General features: G+C 42.0%; 10 protein-coding genes and 1 riboswitch. Of the genes, 9 read left to right on the forward strand and 1 reads right to left on the reverse strand.

The genetic code is table 11. From position 1 onward, the window contains the following. Positions 1 to 74 precede the first annotated feature (74 nt). The 5 genes from bioB (at position 75) to uvrB (ending at position 6,347) form a co-directional block, all read left to right on the forward strand. On the forward strand, positions 75 to 1,112 hold the full coding sequence (bioB, locus tag PR800_RS00110) for a biotin synthase BioB (RefSeq protein ID WP_102138357.1): 1,038 nt from the start codon (positions 75 to 77) through the stop codon (positions 1,110 to 1,112). Next, positions 1,112 to 2,269 (forward strand): 8-amino-7-oxononanoate synthase, encoded by a 1,158-nt coding sequence (bioF, locus tag PR800_RS00115; RefSeq protein ID WP_102138358.1) that lies wholly within the window; start codon positions 1,112 to 1,114, stop codon positions 2,267 to 2,269. The genes bioB and bioF overlap by 1 nt, the downstream gene beginning before the upstream one ends. Continuing rightward, complete coding sequence (gene bioC / locus PR800_RS00120) at positions 2,247 to 3,032, forward strand: malonyl-ACP O-methyltransferase BioC (protein ID WP_239978856.1); 786 nt, start codon at positions 2,247 to 2,249, stop codon at positions 3,030 to 3,032. The genes bioF and bioC overlap by 23 nt, the downstream gene beginning before the upstream one ends. Next, positions 3,025 to 3,702: a dethiobiotin synthase gene (gene bioD, locus PR800_RS00125; RefSeq protein ID WP_272529902.1), complete on the forward strand. Its 678-nt coding sequence runs from the start codon at positions 3,025 to 3,027 to the stop codon at positions 3,700 to 3,702. Before bioC ends, bioD begins: the two co-directional genes overlap by 8 nt. A gap of 626 nt (positions 3,703 to 4,328) precedes the next feature. Further along, positions 4,329 to 6,347, forward strand: coding sequence for an excinuclease ABC subunit UvrB (gene uvrB / locus PR800_RS00130; RefSeq protein WP_102138361.1), 2,019 nt, complete (start codon positions 4,329 to 4,331; stop codon positions 6,345 to 6,347). A gap of 204 nt (positions 6,348 to 6,551) precedes the next feature. Here uvrB and PR800_RS00135 read toward each other — a convergent pair whose 3' ends face one another. Next, positions 6,552 to 7,460: a gluconeogenesis factor YvcK family protein gene (locus PR800_RS00135; protein ID WP_004909155.1), complete on the reverse strand. Its 909-nt coding sequence runs from the start codon at positions 7,458 to 7,460 to the stop codon at positions 6,552 to 6,554. A 292-nt stretch (positions 7,461 to 7,752) separates the two neighbouring features. Between PR800_RS00135 and PR800_RS00140 the strand changes: the two genes are divergently transcribed. The 4 genes from PR800_RS00140 (at position 7,753) to moaA (ending at position 13,536) form a co-directional block, all read left to right on the forward strand. Continuing rightward, positions 7,753 to 8,250, forward strand: coding sequence for an RNA polymerase sigma factor (locus PR800_RS00140; protein WP_102138362.1), 498 nt, complete (start codon positions 7,753 to 7,755; stop codon positions 8,248 to 8,250). A 2-nt stretch (positions 8,251 to 8,252) separates the two neighbouring features. Beyond that, positions 8,253 to 9,194 carry a FecR family protein gene (locus PR800_RS00145; protein ID WP_206275904.1) on the forward strand — a complete coding sequence of 314 codons (942 nt, stop codon included), beginning with the start codon at positions 8,253 to 8,255 and terminating at the stop codon, positions 9,192 to 9,194. A 134-nt stretch (positions 9,195 to 9,328) separates the two neighbouring features. Next, on the forward strand, positions 9,329 to 11,995 hold the full coding sequence (locus PR800_RS00150; protein WP_272529903.1) for a TonB-dependent hemoglobin/transferrin/lactoferrin family receptor: 2,667 nt from the start codon (positions 9,329 to 9,331) through the stop codon (positions 11,993 to 11,995). A 431-nt stretch (positions 11,996 to 12,426) separates the two neighbouring features. Next, a riboswitch (molybdenum cofactor riboswitch) is annotated at positions 12,427 to 12,566 on the forward strand. Next, complete coding sequence (gene moaA, locus PR800_RS00155) at positions 12,556 to 13,536, forward strand: GTP 3',8-cyclase MoaA (RefSeq protein WP_102138365.1); 981 nt, start codon at positions 12,556 to 12,558, stop codon at positions 13,534 to 13,536. Its footprint overlaps the riboswitch before it by 11 nt. Positions 13,537 to 13,554 lie beyond the last annotated feature (18 nt).

Consider the following 13,554-nt stretch of genomic DNA (forward strand, 5'->3'; position numbering starts at 1 on the left):
TTTTAGATCATTTTAGTTGACATGATAGTCGCAATATTTAAACTGGCAACAACTTTTTCAACTGGAGAGTTTCCGTGAGCCAATTAAAACAGTGGACAATAAAACAAGCTAATGAACTGTTTTCAATGCCTTTTTTTGAATTATTATTTCAGGCACAGCAAATTCATCGCCAACATTTCGACCCGCAGCAAGTGCAAGTGAGTACGTTGTTATCGATTAAAACCGGGGCTTGCCCTGAAGATTGCAAATATTGTGCGCAAAGTGCGCGCTATAAAACAGGGCTAGAAACTGAAAAGTTAATGGAAGTTCAGCAAGTGCTGGAATCCGCGAAAAAAGCGAAGCAAGCAGGCTCAACCCGCTTTTGTATGGGGGCTGCGTGGCGGAATCCGAAAGAACGCGATATGCCTTATCTTGAGATGATGGTAAAAGAAGTGAAGTCATTAGGGATGGAAACCTGTATGACATTAGGGATGATTGATAATTCCCAAGCTCAACGCTTAGCAGAAGCCGGGTTAGATTATTATAACCATAACCTTGATACCTCTCCTGAATACTACGGCAATATTATTACGACTCGCAGTTATCAAGACCGCTTGAATACACTCGAAAATGTCCGAGATGCAGGGATCAAAGTCTGCTCTGGTGGGATTTTAGGCTTAGGTGAGAAAGTCAGTGACCGAGCGGCATTATTAGTGCAATTGGCAAATTTACCGAAGCCACCAGAAAGTGTGCCGATCAACATGTTGATGAAAGTTGAAGGAACCCCAATGGCCGATAACGAAGATGTCGATGCATTTGATTTTATTCGCACTATTGCCGTTGCACGTATCATGATGCCAACGTCATACGTTAGGCTATCGGCAGGTCGTGAATATATGAATGAGCAAACTCAGGCATTATGTTTTATGGCCGGTGCGAACTCCGTATTCTATGGGTGTAAATTATTAACGACGCCAAACCCCGATGAAAACAAAGATTTAGCACTATTTAGAAAACTGAATATTAACCCTGAGCGAATTGAAACTGACGAAGGGGATAACCATCAAGCTGCTAAGTTAGCCGAAACGCTGTTAACCGCGGATAACCATCAATTTTATAACGCAGCAGTATAATGACTTGGCAATCATTTATACAAAACCAGATAGAGCAGCGTAAGCAGGCTTCTATCTGGCGTCAACGGCGCTGTATTGATAGTGCTAATGGTCGTTCACTTTTTCTAGCTGGAAAAGAATTTCTTAATTTTTCATCCAATGATTATTTGGGGCTATCTCATCATCCTCAAGTAATTGCCGCGTGGCAACGCGGTGCTGATGAATATGGTGTGGGAAGTGGGGGATCGGGGCATATTACCGGGTTCACCAAAGCACATGATAAATTAGAGCAAGCGCTCGCTGATTGGCTAGGCTACCCGAAAGCCTTACTGTTTATTTCAGGTTTTGCTGCGAACCATGCGGTGATCACGGCATTAATGACGGCAAATGATCGTATTTTAGCGGATAAACTTAGCCATGCATCGATTGTGGAGGCCTCGATTCATTCAGGGGCTCAATTAAGGCGCTTTCAGCATAATAATCCTCTATCACTTAATAAGTTAATTCAAAAACCTGTTTCAGGAAAAACGCTTGTCGTCACGGAAGGGGTTTTTAGTATGGATGGTGATAGTGCTCCCCTTCAACAATTGCAGGAAATCGTTAGAAATCAGCAAGCTTGGTTGATGGTTGATGATGCTCATGGTGTTGGCGTTACCGGAGAGCAAGGCCGTGGCAGCTGTTTTGCGAGTGGAATTAAACCTGAAATTTTAGTCGTGACATTTGGCAAAGCATTTGGTTTAAGTGGCGCAGCGGTGCTGTGTGATGAGCCAACGGCTGACTATTTTGTACAGTCCGCACGCCATTTAATTTATAGCACGTCAATGCCACCCGCTCAGGCTGTCGCACTGCTAGCAGCCGTTGAGCAAATTAAGCTCGCAGAGCACGCAAGAGAAAAGCTTAACCAACATATTAAATATTTTAGACATAATGCTGACTTTGATGGTATGCAGCTAACTGATTCAACCACGGCTATTCAGCCACTAATTGTTGGTGAAAACCAAGCGAGCCAACAGTTAGCCAATTTTTTACGCAAAAAAAACATTTGGGTGCAAGCGATCCGACCGCCAACGGTCCCGCCTGGGAGTGCTAGGTTACGGATCACGTTAAGTGCTGCACACCAACGTCAAGATATCGATCAATTATTGGAGGCTTTACATGACTTTATCGCTCAGTCGTGAAAAGCATAAAATTGCGGCGGCATTTGGCCGTGCGGCTAAAAGTTATGACGCAGTGGCAAGTTATCAACGATCAACAGGAACACAACTGCTTGGTCAACTGGCTTCAGCCTTAAATCACTCACAATCAACGGCGCCATTGCATATTTTAGATGCAGGGTGCGGTACGGGGTATTTCAGCCATAAATTGAAAAATCAAGGGCATCGCGTCACCGCATTAGATCTTTCTGTGGGAATGCTCGAAATGGCGCAAACGAAAGCCGTTGCCGATCATTATTTATGTGCGGATATAGAATCCATTCCATTGGATCCACAACTCTTTGACGTGGTTTTTTCCAATTTGTCGGTCCAATGGTGCCAAGATCTGAGCAAAGCATTAAGCGAGTTATATCGAGTGACAAAACCGGGGGGAGTAGTGGTGTTCACCACACTTGCAGAGCATTCTCTGACAGAATTATCCTCAGCTTGGCATTCACTTGACGGCTATTCACATGTGAATGCCTTTCTCAGTGTTCAGCAGATACGAAATAGTTGTCAGTCATGGAGACATGAACTTATTTTTCAGAAGGATACACTCTATTTTCCTGAGTTAATAGCGCTGCTTCATTCACTGAAAGGGATTGGCGCGACACACTTGACCACGAAGCGTAAAGCGGGGCTAATGACCCGCCAGCATTTGCAGCAACTTGCTTTGCTCTATCCAATGACAGAACAAGGCTTACCTTTAACTTATCATACGGTGTTTGGAGTGCTTTACCGTGACTAAAACGTACTTTGTAACCGGAACGGATACTGAGGTCGGAAAAACTGTGGCGAGCTGTGCTTTGTTGCAAGCCGCGGGAAAACAAGGCTGGAAAACAGTGGGTTATAAACCAGTCGCATCAGGAAGTGAGATGACTGAGCATGGCCTGCGAAATAGTGATGCATTATTATTACAAGCTAATAGCCAGGTTAAATTACCCTATGAGGTGATTAACCCGATTGTATTTGAGGCGCCAACTTCACCGCATATTATCAGTGAAGAACTAAATCAACCCATTGAATTTTCAGTGATAAATAAAGGCTTGGCTTATTTGAAGTCCCAAGCTGATTGGCTATTAGTGGAAGGTGCTGGTGGCTGGTATACCCCGCTATCCAGAGAAAAAACGTATGCAGATTGGGTGATTGAACAGCAGCTACCCGTTATTTTAGTCGTTGGGGTTAAGTTAGGTTGTATAAATCATGCACTGTTAACCATGGAGTCTATCAAAGCTTCAGGTTTATCTGTGGTAGGCTGGGTGGCCAATGAAGTTGAACCCGCAGGTGTTTTCCAAGCGCAATATTTGTCGACACTTAATCGAATGATTAAAGCACCTTGTTTAGGCGTGATCCCGCACCAAAAAACACTTAGCGGCAAATTAGGACGCTATTTGGATCTTTCTTTATTAACTATTTGATTATATAAAAATAGACATGTTTTCCCCAAGCAGCGCTAATGGCTTGGGGTTGATCGATTGTTAAATAAAGATCCGATCTTTTTTAACGTTCTCAACTTAAATACTGTCAAGTTTTTCAGTAAAAATACCACTCAGATCTTAATAAAAAAGATAAAATCTGTTTTTCATCGTGGTTACTACGTAAAAATTTTTTCATTAAACTGCCATCTTTTTGTCATTTAGCCTTCATTGAACAAATCTTCAAGATCTCGTGAATCCATGAGCCGAAAGGGCTTCAAGAGTTATCCACCATTTCTGTGGATAACCTTGTGTATTAACGTTATAAAACAAGTTCTACGCTAGGTGGCAAGCGGCTTTGACTTTATTTGATGTGATTCTGGACTTTAAATTAATCTATAATAAATACAAATGGTTAAATAAAATCAAGACTTCAATTTGTATTTGAGATACGGCATAAAAATGCAATAGCATAAAATATAAAGTTTCAAAAAGGTCAAGTACTTTTTTGGGGATAACATTTTTATAAACATATTAGAACGGAGAATAACAGAAAATTTAGCTTCAATACTTGAAGCTGGTTTTTTATCCAGTATCATAATGGGAGAAACTAGTTAAGGGGCGTTAATATGAGTAAGGATTTTAAGCTGTATTCTGATTTTCAGCCGGGAGGGGACCAGCCCGAAGCTATCCATAAGTTAAGGGAAGGGCTACAAGATGGACTTGCTCATCAAACTCTATTAGGCGTAACAGGGTCCGGTAAGACGTTCACAATTGCCAATGTTATTGCGCAAGAGAACCGGCCTACCATGTTAATGGCACATAATAAAACCTTAGCTGCACAGCTTTATAGCGAAATGAAAGCCTTCTTTCCAGATAACGCGGTGGAATATTTCGTCTCTTACTATGACTATTATCAGCCAGAAGCATACGTTCCAAGCTCAGATACTTTTATTGAAAAAGACGCCTCTGTAAACGAACACATTGAGCAAATGCGTCTATCTGCAACCAAAGCCTTACTCGAACGCCGAGATGTGATTGTGGTGGCTTCTGTGTCCGCTATTTACGGTTTGGGTGACCCGGATAGCTACTTAAAAATGATGTTGCACCTCACCGATGGCATGATCATCGACCAGCGCTCAATTTTAAGGCGTTTAGCGGACTTGCAATATTCGCGTAATGACCAAGCTTTTACACGAGGGACTTTCCGAGTCCGTGGTGAGGTTATCGATATTTTTCCTGCGGAATCAGACGAATATGCCTTACGTGTAGAGCTATTTGATGACGAAGTTGAACGGTTGTCATTATTTGACCCATTGACAGGGCAAATACAGCATCGTGTTCCCCGTTTTACCGTTTATCCAAAAACGCACTATGTCACACCAAGAGAACGTATTCTTGAGGCCATGGAACAGATTAAGGTTGAATTGGCAGACAGGCGAAAAGTATTACTGGAAAACAATAAATTACTTGAAGAACAACGCATTGCTCAACGAACACAATTTGACTTAGAAATGATGAATGAGCTCGGTTATTGTTCAGGTATTGAAAACTATTCACGCTACTTATCGGGTCGTGCTCCTGGCGAGCCACCACCGACATTATTTGATTATTTACCTGCTGATGGCTTACTGGTGGTGGATGAGTCTCACGTTACTATTCCGCAAATAGGTGCGATGTACAAAGGGGACCGTTCAAGAAAAGAAACCTTAGTGGAATACGGTTTTCGTCTCCCTTCTGCATTAGATAACCGCCCTATGCGCTTTGAAGAATTCGAGGCTTTAGCGCCGCAAACTATTTATGTGTCGGCAACACCGGGTAACTATGAGCTCGATAAATCAGGCAATGAAGTGATTGAGCAGGTTGTTAGGCCAACAGGTCTACTTGATCCGATTATTGAAGTTCGCCCAGTTTCTACGCAAGTGGATGATTTACTATCTGAAATTCGTATTCGTGTGCAAAAAAGTGAACGTGTGTTAGTGACCACCTTAACAAAGCGCATGGCAGAGGACTTAACGGAATATCTTGAAGAGCATGGGGAGCGAGTGCGTTATCTTCACTCCGATATCGATACAGTGGAGCGCGTGGAAATTATTCGTGACCTGCGACTTGGCGAGTTTGATGTACTAGTTGGGATCAACTTATTAAGAGAAGGTTTAGACATGCCAGAGGTATCTCTGGTGGCTATTTTAGATGCGGACAAAGAAGGTTTCTTGCGTTCGGAACGTTCGCTGATTCAAACCATAGGGCGTGCGGCCCGTAACTTAAATGGTAAGGCAATCCTCTATGGAGACAGGATCACCAACTCCATGCAAAAAGCGATCACAGAAACAGAGCGTCGCCGTGCTAAACAAATGGCGTTCAATGAAGAACATGGCATTGTTCCGCAAGGTTTGAATAAGAAAATCGGTGATATCCTGCAAATTGGCCACAAAGTGGGCGGTAAAGGAAAAAGCCGTACGAAAGATAATGGTAAAAATAATAATTCGGTTGATATTCAATCACTGTCGACAAAAGAGTTGGAGCAACGGATTTCACAGCTTGAAGCGCAAATGTATAAGCATGCTCAAGACCTTGAATTTGAAGCGGCTGCGCGAGTCCGAGACGAATTGCAGGAGATACGCTCTCAGTTTATCGCTAATTCCTAATTTTCCTCATACTTCACGCTGTGGGGGTGTTGGCTACGTTTAGTCACTCGGGTCACTATGCTCCCCGAGCTGCCTTCACTTGCCGCCTACCCACAACGCAAAGTATTTTGAAAATAGATTTAGTGGAAATACGGGAAACATAGGGCTAATTTTAGGGAAAGTTTTCCGCTGCGAGTATTTAGCAGCGGAATGGCAGGTGGGGGGTTATAACAAGTTGATGGTTTCTTCGATGGCTTGTAGTAACAGCTTTCTATCATGACGATATGGGATATCGTCTGCTTCGAGTACTCGTTGGATTATTTTGCGTTCTGGGCTGATATTGCTTGTTTGTGTCCGTGGGCCAAGGATTAACGCATCAATTTTTTGGCAACCAATATAATGTTCCATCATTTTTAGTTTGTCAGGCAAAGACAGGTTTGCTGCAGGGGAGCTAATTTCTTTCGCTAAATTGCCAATATAAATCATCGGAGCTTTACATTCGCGCAGTGCAGCCGCAATTTCATCCAAAAGCAGTAATGGCATTAAACTGGTAAAAAAACTGCCAGGGCCGATAATAATTAAATCTGCTTGGTGAATGGCCTGTAAGGCTTCTTTCGTCGCCTTGACGGTCGGGTACAAACGTAACTCTTGTGGGATTTCATGTAAGGCATCAACATTCACCTCACCGTATACTTCATTGCCCATTTCATCGATAGCCATTAAATCAACAGGGGATTCCGACATTGGGATCAACTGCGCATCAACTTTTAGCATATTACGGATAAGATTTATGGCCTCTAGCGGGCGCACACTTAGGTGGTCTAATGATTTTAACATTAAATTACCTAAATTATGGCCTGAAAGCTCGCCATTACCGCTGAAACGGTATTCAAACATCGCTGAAGCAATAGACGGCTCAGTAATTAGCTGATTTAAACAGTTACGCATGTCTCCCCAAGCGATCCCGCCTTCGGAACGACGAATACGACCTGTCGAGCCTCCATTATCGGTTGTGGTAACAATACCCGTTAAACGAGAACCTAAAGAAGAAAGTGAAGACATCACGCGACCAAGTCCATGCCCGCCACCTAGAGCGACAACATGTCTGAGATCCGCCAGACTGCAATTCGGCATAGTGTTCCTATATCAGTTAATTTCCAGTACTTATAAAAGCAAGTAAACCAGCGAGTTACGAATGCGGTTTTTTACGCTAAAGCCCGTTTTATGGCGACTAAAATAAATTGGGCATTAATCTACCATAAAACATCATTCTTAGCTTAAGTACTGTGACAAAAAACAATAAAAGAGATGATTCTGTATTGATGTGGGCCTTAGACGGAAAAATGCGCGAGAGAGTTTTCATTTCAAATTATTATCTATATTATGTAAATAATTCTCATTTTCATTGTTTATTTTATGGATCAATATGTCTGATTCAGAATTACAGCGCCTGTTTGCTCGCCATTCGTCGTCGTTATGTCGTTATCTGAACATCTACCTTAAAGACCATAGTTTAAGTATGGATATTACGCAGGAAAGCTTTGCTCGGTTGGCCGAGTTGATGAAAAACCCTGCCATTCAAGATTTTGATGCTTATTTGTATCGAATTGCGAAAAACCTGATGGTCGACCATTTCCGCCTACAGAAAAAACAACGATTAATGGCTATCAGTGACCAACAGTGGGAAGAGATCCCATCGCGGGTGAAAGGCCTAGAAGCCACTGTCATTCATGATCAACAACTAGAACAAATTCAAAAAATTATCCAAACTTTGCCATTCAGGACTCAGGAGATATTTCGCTTGCATCGAGAAGAAGGACTAACCCAAACGGAAGTGGCGCAGCATTTAAATATTTCATTAAGTACAGTCGAAAAACATTTAGCCAGTGCATTGGCAATGCTAATTCATAAATGGAGAGACTAGTCATGAAGCCATCTGATAGTCCATCTGAAATTGAAAACAAAGCCGCAATGTGGGTTGTGAAAACAACGCATCGCGAGTTGACATCACAAGAGAATGCAGCGTTCCAGTCTTGGCTTAATGCGTCAGAACAACATGCATCAGCTTACTTCCGTGCTCGGCAATTATGGGCACTAACGGCGAATAAACCACGACAACAAACAGCAGAAAATCAACAGGGAATGAAAAAAAAGAGACGCCCTCGCTATGTTGGTTTATCGATCGCCGCGGCTGTGCTAGTGAGTGTGTTATCCATGTCAATTTGGTATTTTCAATATACACAGCAAGTGGATTACTATGCGAAAACCGGTGAAATACAGCATATCACCTTACCGGATGGTAGCCGTGTAGATCTCGACAGTGGCGCACAGTTGCAGTTAGCGTTTAATTCGCAGTACCGGCAAGTCAATTTATTACGGGGACGCGCTTACTTCACCGTCGCACCAAAAACGGATACGGAACCAAGGCCTTTTCAGGTTATGGCGAAAAATGGCATAACTCAGGCGCTTGGTACTGAATTTTCAATTGATAATGAAAATAGCGAAGTGGTGGTCAGTGTTTATCAACACAGCGTAAAGGTGTCGCTATTATCAGGGCAGGAAATGCTTATTCCAGCAGGAAACTTCACACAATATCAATCAGAGATAACGCCTATGGCTTCCATGGTTAATTCGCATTCTACAGTATGGCGCGAAGGGCAAATTATTTTTCAACAGCAAATATTTCCAGAAGTTATTGCTGAAATAAATCGTTACCGTGACAAGCAAATTATTTTATTGGCTGAGGAGCCAGTAGGGCACATTAGTGGTGTATTACAGATTAACGCACTCGATAGTGGGCTGACGCATCTGGTGTCATCGTACGGTTTATCCGTTTATGAAATCCCATTTTTTACTTTAATCTATTGATTATGAATAAGTAGTATAGATATTAAGTGATACCGAATTATTTTATAAAAATTTATTTACGGGTTTTCCTAATTTTCGCGTCTTAACCTAAGTGATTATGATTTTTATTACCATTATCATTTTAGGGATGGGAAATGACTCAAAAAAAGCACCACTATAAAAAAGCGACACTTTGTGTTCACCTTGCATTATTTACGTTACCTGCATTTTCATTTTTTAGTCTAGCACAGGCAAACTCAGCGGTAGCACCTGCACAACAGGAAATCATATTTTCTATTGCTGCGGGTTCGCTTGAAAACAGCTTGCTGCAATTCGCCCAGCAAGCAAAGGTAGAAATTATCATTCAGAGCCGAGAAGTTAATGGTTTACAAACTCAAGGCTTGAAGGGGAGTTTTACGCTACAGGAGGGGTTACGTCGATTAATTGCTTCAAACCCTGTGCAATATCAGTTGCAAAATAACCGGATAACCATTGAGCGTATCGCGCCTGCTACCAGTGATTCAGTGATCAAATTGGATAATATTACTGTCACAGCAAGCCAGCTCCAACAAGGGGATTGGGTATATAGCAGTCCATCATCCGTCAGTGTGATTAGTAAAAAACAAATTGATGACCGCCCACCAAAGCACATAGCCGATGTGTTAGAACTCACGACAGGCGTCTATTCGAGTGTTAGCCAGCAAGACCCTTCTTTATCTGTGAATATCCGTGGGATACAGGATTATGGTCGCGTGAATATGAATATCGATGGCATGCGGCAAAACTTTCAAAAAAGCGGACACGGCCAGCGCAATGGTTCTATGTATATCGACTCAGAACTGCTTTCTGGAGTGGAAATACAGAAGGGCAATACGAGTGGGATGGGGAGTGGTGGAACTTTAGGAGGGGTGGCGACTTTCAATACTGTCAACGCGTCTGATTTTTTATCGAAAGATAAAACCTTTGGTGGGAAATTGCATGCGAGTACAGGGTCAAATAATACGCACTTTATTGGTAGTAGTGTGCTGGCATTAGGGAATGAAAAAGCGGATTTACTGTTTGCGGCAAGCGAACGGCGCCTTGGGGATTATAAACCGGGAACTCACGGTAATATTGGTAATATACGAGTCAACAATGGGGCCGGACATTACGATGAACTTGCACACCAATTAAAACACACTCGCATTAATGACAGTAATTACCGAATGACCTCTTATTTAGCAAAAGCTGGTTGGAATATAAGTGATGAGCAGCGTTTGCAATTTAATTACTTAGAAACCAAAGTGGCAACGCCAAATGCAGGAACATTAACGAACTTAGGTGGCACATGGCCCTACAAGTTAGGGTGGAAAAGTAGCGGTTTCAGTGATGTAACCGCCAAAAATTATTCTCTTGATTACACTCAATTTAGCGATAACCCATGGAGCACTGAGTTAAAGGGAAAAGTGTATTTTGTTGATACTAAAGACAATACAGACACCTATTCCACGAGCCAAATTTATAATAATGGCTACCAGATGGATACTCGAGTCAAAACGGTAGGGGTACAGCTTGAAAATCATTCAGAAATTGAATTTAACCATAACAATGTATTAAAAGCGCATTATGGTTTGGAAACCTTCCAAGACAAAGCGAGTAGTAGTTCAACACGTGAAGCAGCTAGTGGCGTGACACCGGACGGAAAACGTTCATTGAGCTCATTATTTACTAATTTGGCTTATGAATACGATGATTGGTTAACATTAGAAGGGGGAGTGCGTTATGACTACTATTCTCTCAAAGGCCAAACCAGTATGCGTTATGGCGTACTTCCTTATACCAAAGACAACCCATGTACAGGCAGAAGGTTACGTGATTGCAAAGTTGTTATGACGACTGAGAATTGGGATGTTGATAACTCAGAAGGGGCATTTTCACCCCACATTCGCTTAGCGGTACGTCCTAATCTTGAGTGGATGGAATTATTTACCAGCTATGGGCGGTCATGGCGCCCGCCAGCTATTACAGAAACGTTAACCACAGGTAGTGCTCACAGTAGTTCGACCCAATTCCCGAATCCGTATTTAAAACCTGAGCGTTCAAATGCTTGGGAAGTGGGAATGAACATCAACTATCCGCAATTATTTATCGAAGAGGACCGATTTGTGGCGAAAATCGCCTATTTTGATACTCGAGTAGATAACTACATTAATTTAGCGATTGACCGTAAAAAACCCGGAATGGTTAGCCCTAATATTGGTAATGCCGCATACAGCAATAACTTGGTTGCAACCCGTTTTAGAGGGTTTGAATACCAACTGAATTATGATGCAGGCTTTGTGTATGCAGACCTGACCTTTACCCACATGATCGGCAAAAATAAATTCTGTTCACGGCCCGCATGGTTAGGTGGCGTATTGAAGTATGGCGAAGATGTTGGTCCCGGTAACTGGTATGTTGAGCCAAATGAGGCATCAAATAACCATGTGGATTGTGATAGCAGCGCTATTTTCAGTAGTGCCGCGAACTTACCTGGAGATCGCGGTTCCTTTACATTAGGTGGGCGAGCGTTTGACAGAAAACTCGATGGGGGAATGGTCATTCGCTTTACACCTGGTTTTCAAGACTATTCAACGGGCTCTAATTCCCCTTACTTAGCCGATTGGCCTAAATATACACTGATTGATTTATATGCAAGTTATGCATTAACCGACAATTTAACTATTCGTGGAAATGTTGAGAACTTAACCAATCGAGCGTATGTGGTTAGTTATGGGGAAAGTTTGGCTAATACATTAGGTCGAGGTCGAACAGTGTCGGGAGGGATAGAGTATCGTTTCTAAATACACGTCATACTTTACGCTGTGGCGTTTTGGTTAATAAATTTTGTGCCTTACTATTTATTTTTAATTGATATGCCAATTATTTAATTTGAAATACCGGTTTTGATAAGCGTTAAGTGCTGTTATTTACAACGTAAACAATTAGATGGGGAGCTTGCTCCCCATTTTAGATCTATATCAATAAATGTTTAATTAAATAGTTAGAGATGTTAATCAATTAACATGAAATTATGCGGTTTAAAGCGAGTTAAAACAGAAAATTGTCAGTGATAATAATAGCTTCGGTGATCTAACTATGTTTTTCGTAAGTCGTTGTATATAATAGTATATATCGAATTGTAATTCGCTTTTTCAATTTCTATCGGCTAGAATCCTTACATAAATTAAGTGAACAGAGTGGCGTATTTTATAGTTTAAAATCAGTAACTCGGTTCCAAATAAAACTCCTAGCCTTTGCGTCTAAGTTTGAACGACTGAATATGATGCACTGGCCGTGGCCTAGAGCCACCAGGGTGCAAGATAGAAATGTCTGCATCTCCCGTACTTGGAAAGGTGTGATTATGCAGCAACTTGTCGATCAATTTGACCGGAAATTTTACTATCTTCGGCTTTCTATAACAGATGTTTGCAACTTTCGTTGCACATACTGCCTACCCGATGGCTACAAGCCAAGCGGTCGTCATGAATTCTTAACACTCGATGAAATTCGTCGTATTAGCACGGCATTCGCAGAATTAGGCACAGAAAAAGTGCGTATTACGGGCGGTGAGCCGACTATGCGCAAGGATTTCAGTGATATTATTGCTGCCATCAATGAAAATGAATCAATCAAAAAAATAGCCGTGACAACTAACGGCTATCGTATGGCGCGAGACGTGCAAGAATGGAAAGCCGCAGGGTTGAACGCGATTAATGTGAGCGTTGACAGCTTAGATCCACGCCAATTTGCGGCTATCACAGGGCAAGACAAATTCTTTCAGGTGATGAAAGGCATTGATGCTGCTTTTGAAGCAGGCTTCGAAAAAGTAAAAGTTAATGCCGTGCTCATGAAAAATGTCAATGACATTGCGTTGAAGTCATTCCTAAATTGGATCAAACACCGTCCAATTCAATTACGTTTTATTGAACTCATGGAAACCGGTGATGGTAGTGATATCTTCCAACGTTTTCATATTTCAGGTGAAACTATTCGCGAACGTTTAATCGAAGAAGGCTGGTATATGCTTCCTCGTTCTCGTAGTGATGGGCCAGCGCAAGTCTTTAGTCATCCAGATTACCAAGGCGAAATCGGGCTTATCATGCCGTACGAAAAAGATTTTTGCCAAAGTTGTAACCGTTTACGCGTTTCCTCATTAGGAAATCTGCATTTATGTTTATTTGGTGAAAATGGCATTCCGCTTCGTGATTTATTGGGCGCAGATGACCAAAACGAAGCGTTGAAAGCCCGTATTCAGCGAGGTTTACACCATAAACGAGAAACCCATTTTCTGCATATGGGTGATAGCGGAATTACACCAAATTTATCCGTAATTGGCGGTTAATCCTTTTTTGATTTCAGG

This window comes from Providencia sp. PROV205 (genome assembly GCF_028479505.1).
Taxonomy (GTDB): Bacteria; Pseudomonadota; Gammaproteobacteria; order Enterobacterales; family Enterobacteriaceae; genus Providencia; species Providencia huaxiensis.

Bases quoted from the DNA above. Each gene is read 5' to 3' on its own strand.
- bioC (WP_239978856.1), top strand. From the start codon at position 2,247: ATGACTTTATCGCTCAGTCGTGAAAAGCATAAAATTGCGGCGGCATTT.
- uvrB (WP_102138361.1), top strand. From the start codon at position 4,329: ATGAGTAAGGATTTTAAGCTGTATTCTGATTTTCAGCCGGGAGGGGAC.
- bioF (WP_102138358.1), top strand. From the start codon at position 1,112: ATGACTTGGCAATCATTTATACAAAACCAGATAGAGCAGCGTAAGCAG.
- PR800_RS00140 (WP_102138362.1), top strand. From the start codon at position 7,753: ATGTCTGATTCAGAATTACAGCGCCTGTTTGCTCGCCATTCGTCGTCG.
- PR800_RS00135 (WP_004909155.1), bottom strand. From the start codon at position 7,460: ATGCCGAATTGCAGTCTGGCGGATCTCAGACATGTTGTCGCTCTAGGT.
- PR800_RS00150 (WP_272529903.1), top strand. From the start codon at position 9,329: ATGACTCAAAAAAAGCACCACTATAAAAAAGCGACACTTTGTGTTCAC.
- moaA (WP_102138365.1), top strand. From the start codon at position 12,556: ATGCAGCAACTTGTCGATCAATTTGACCGGAAATTTTACTATCTTCGG.
- PR800_RS00145 (WP_206275904.1), top strand. From the start codon at position 8,253: ATGAAGCCATCTGATAGTCCATCTGAAATTGAAAACAAAGCCGCAATG.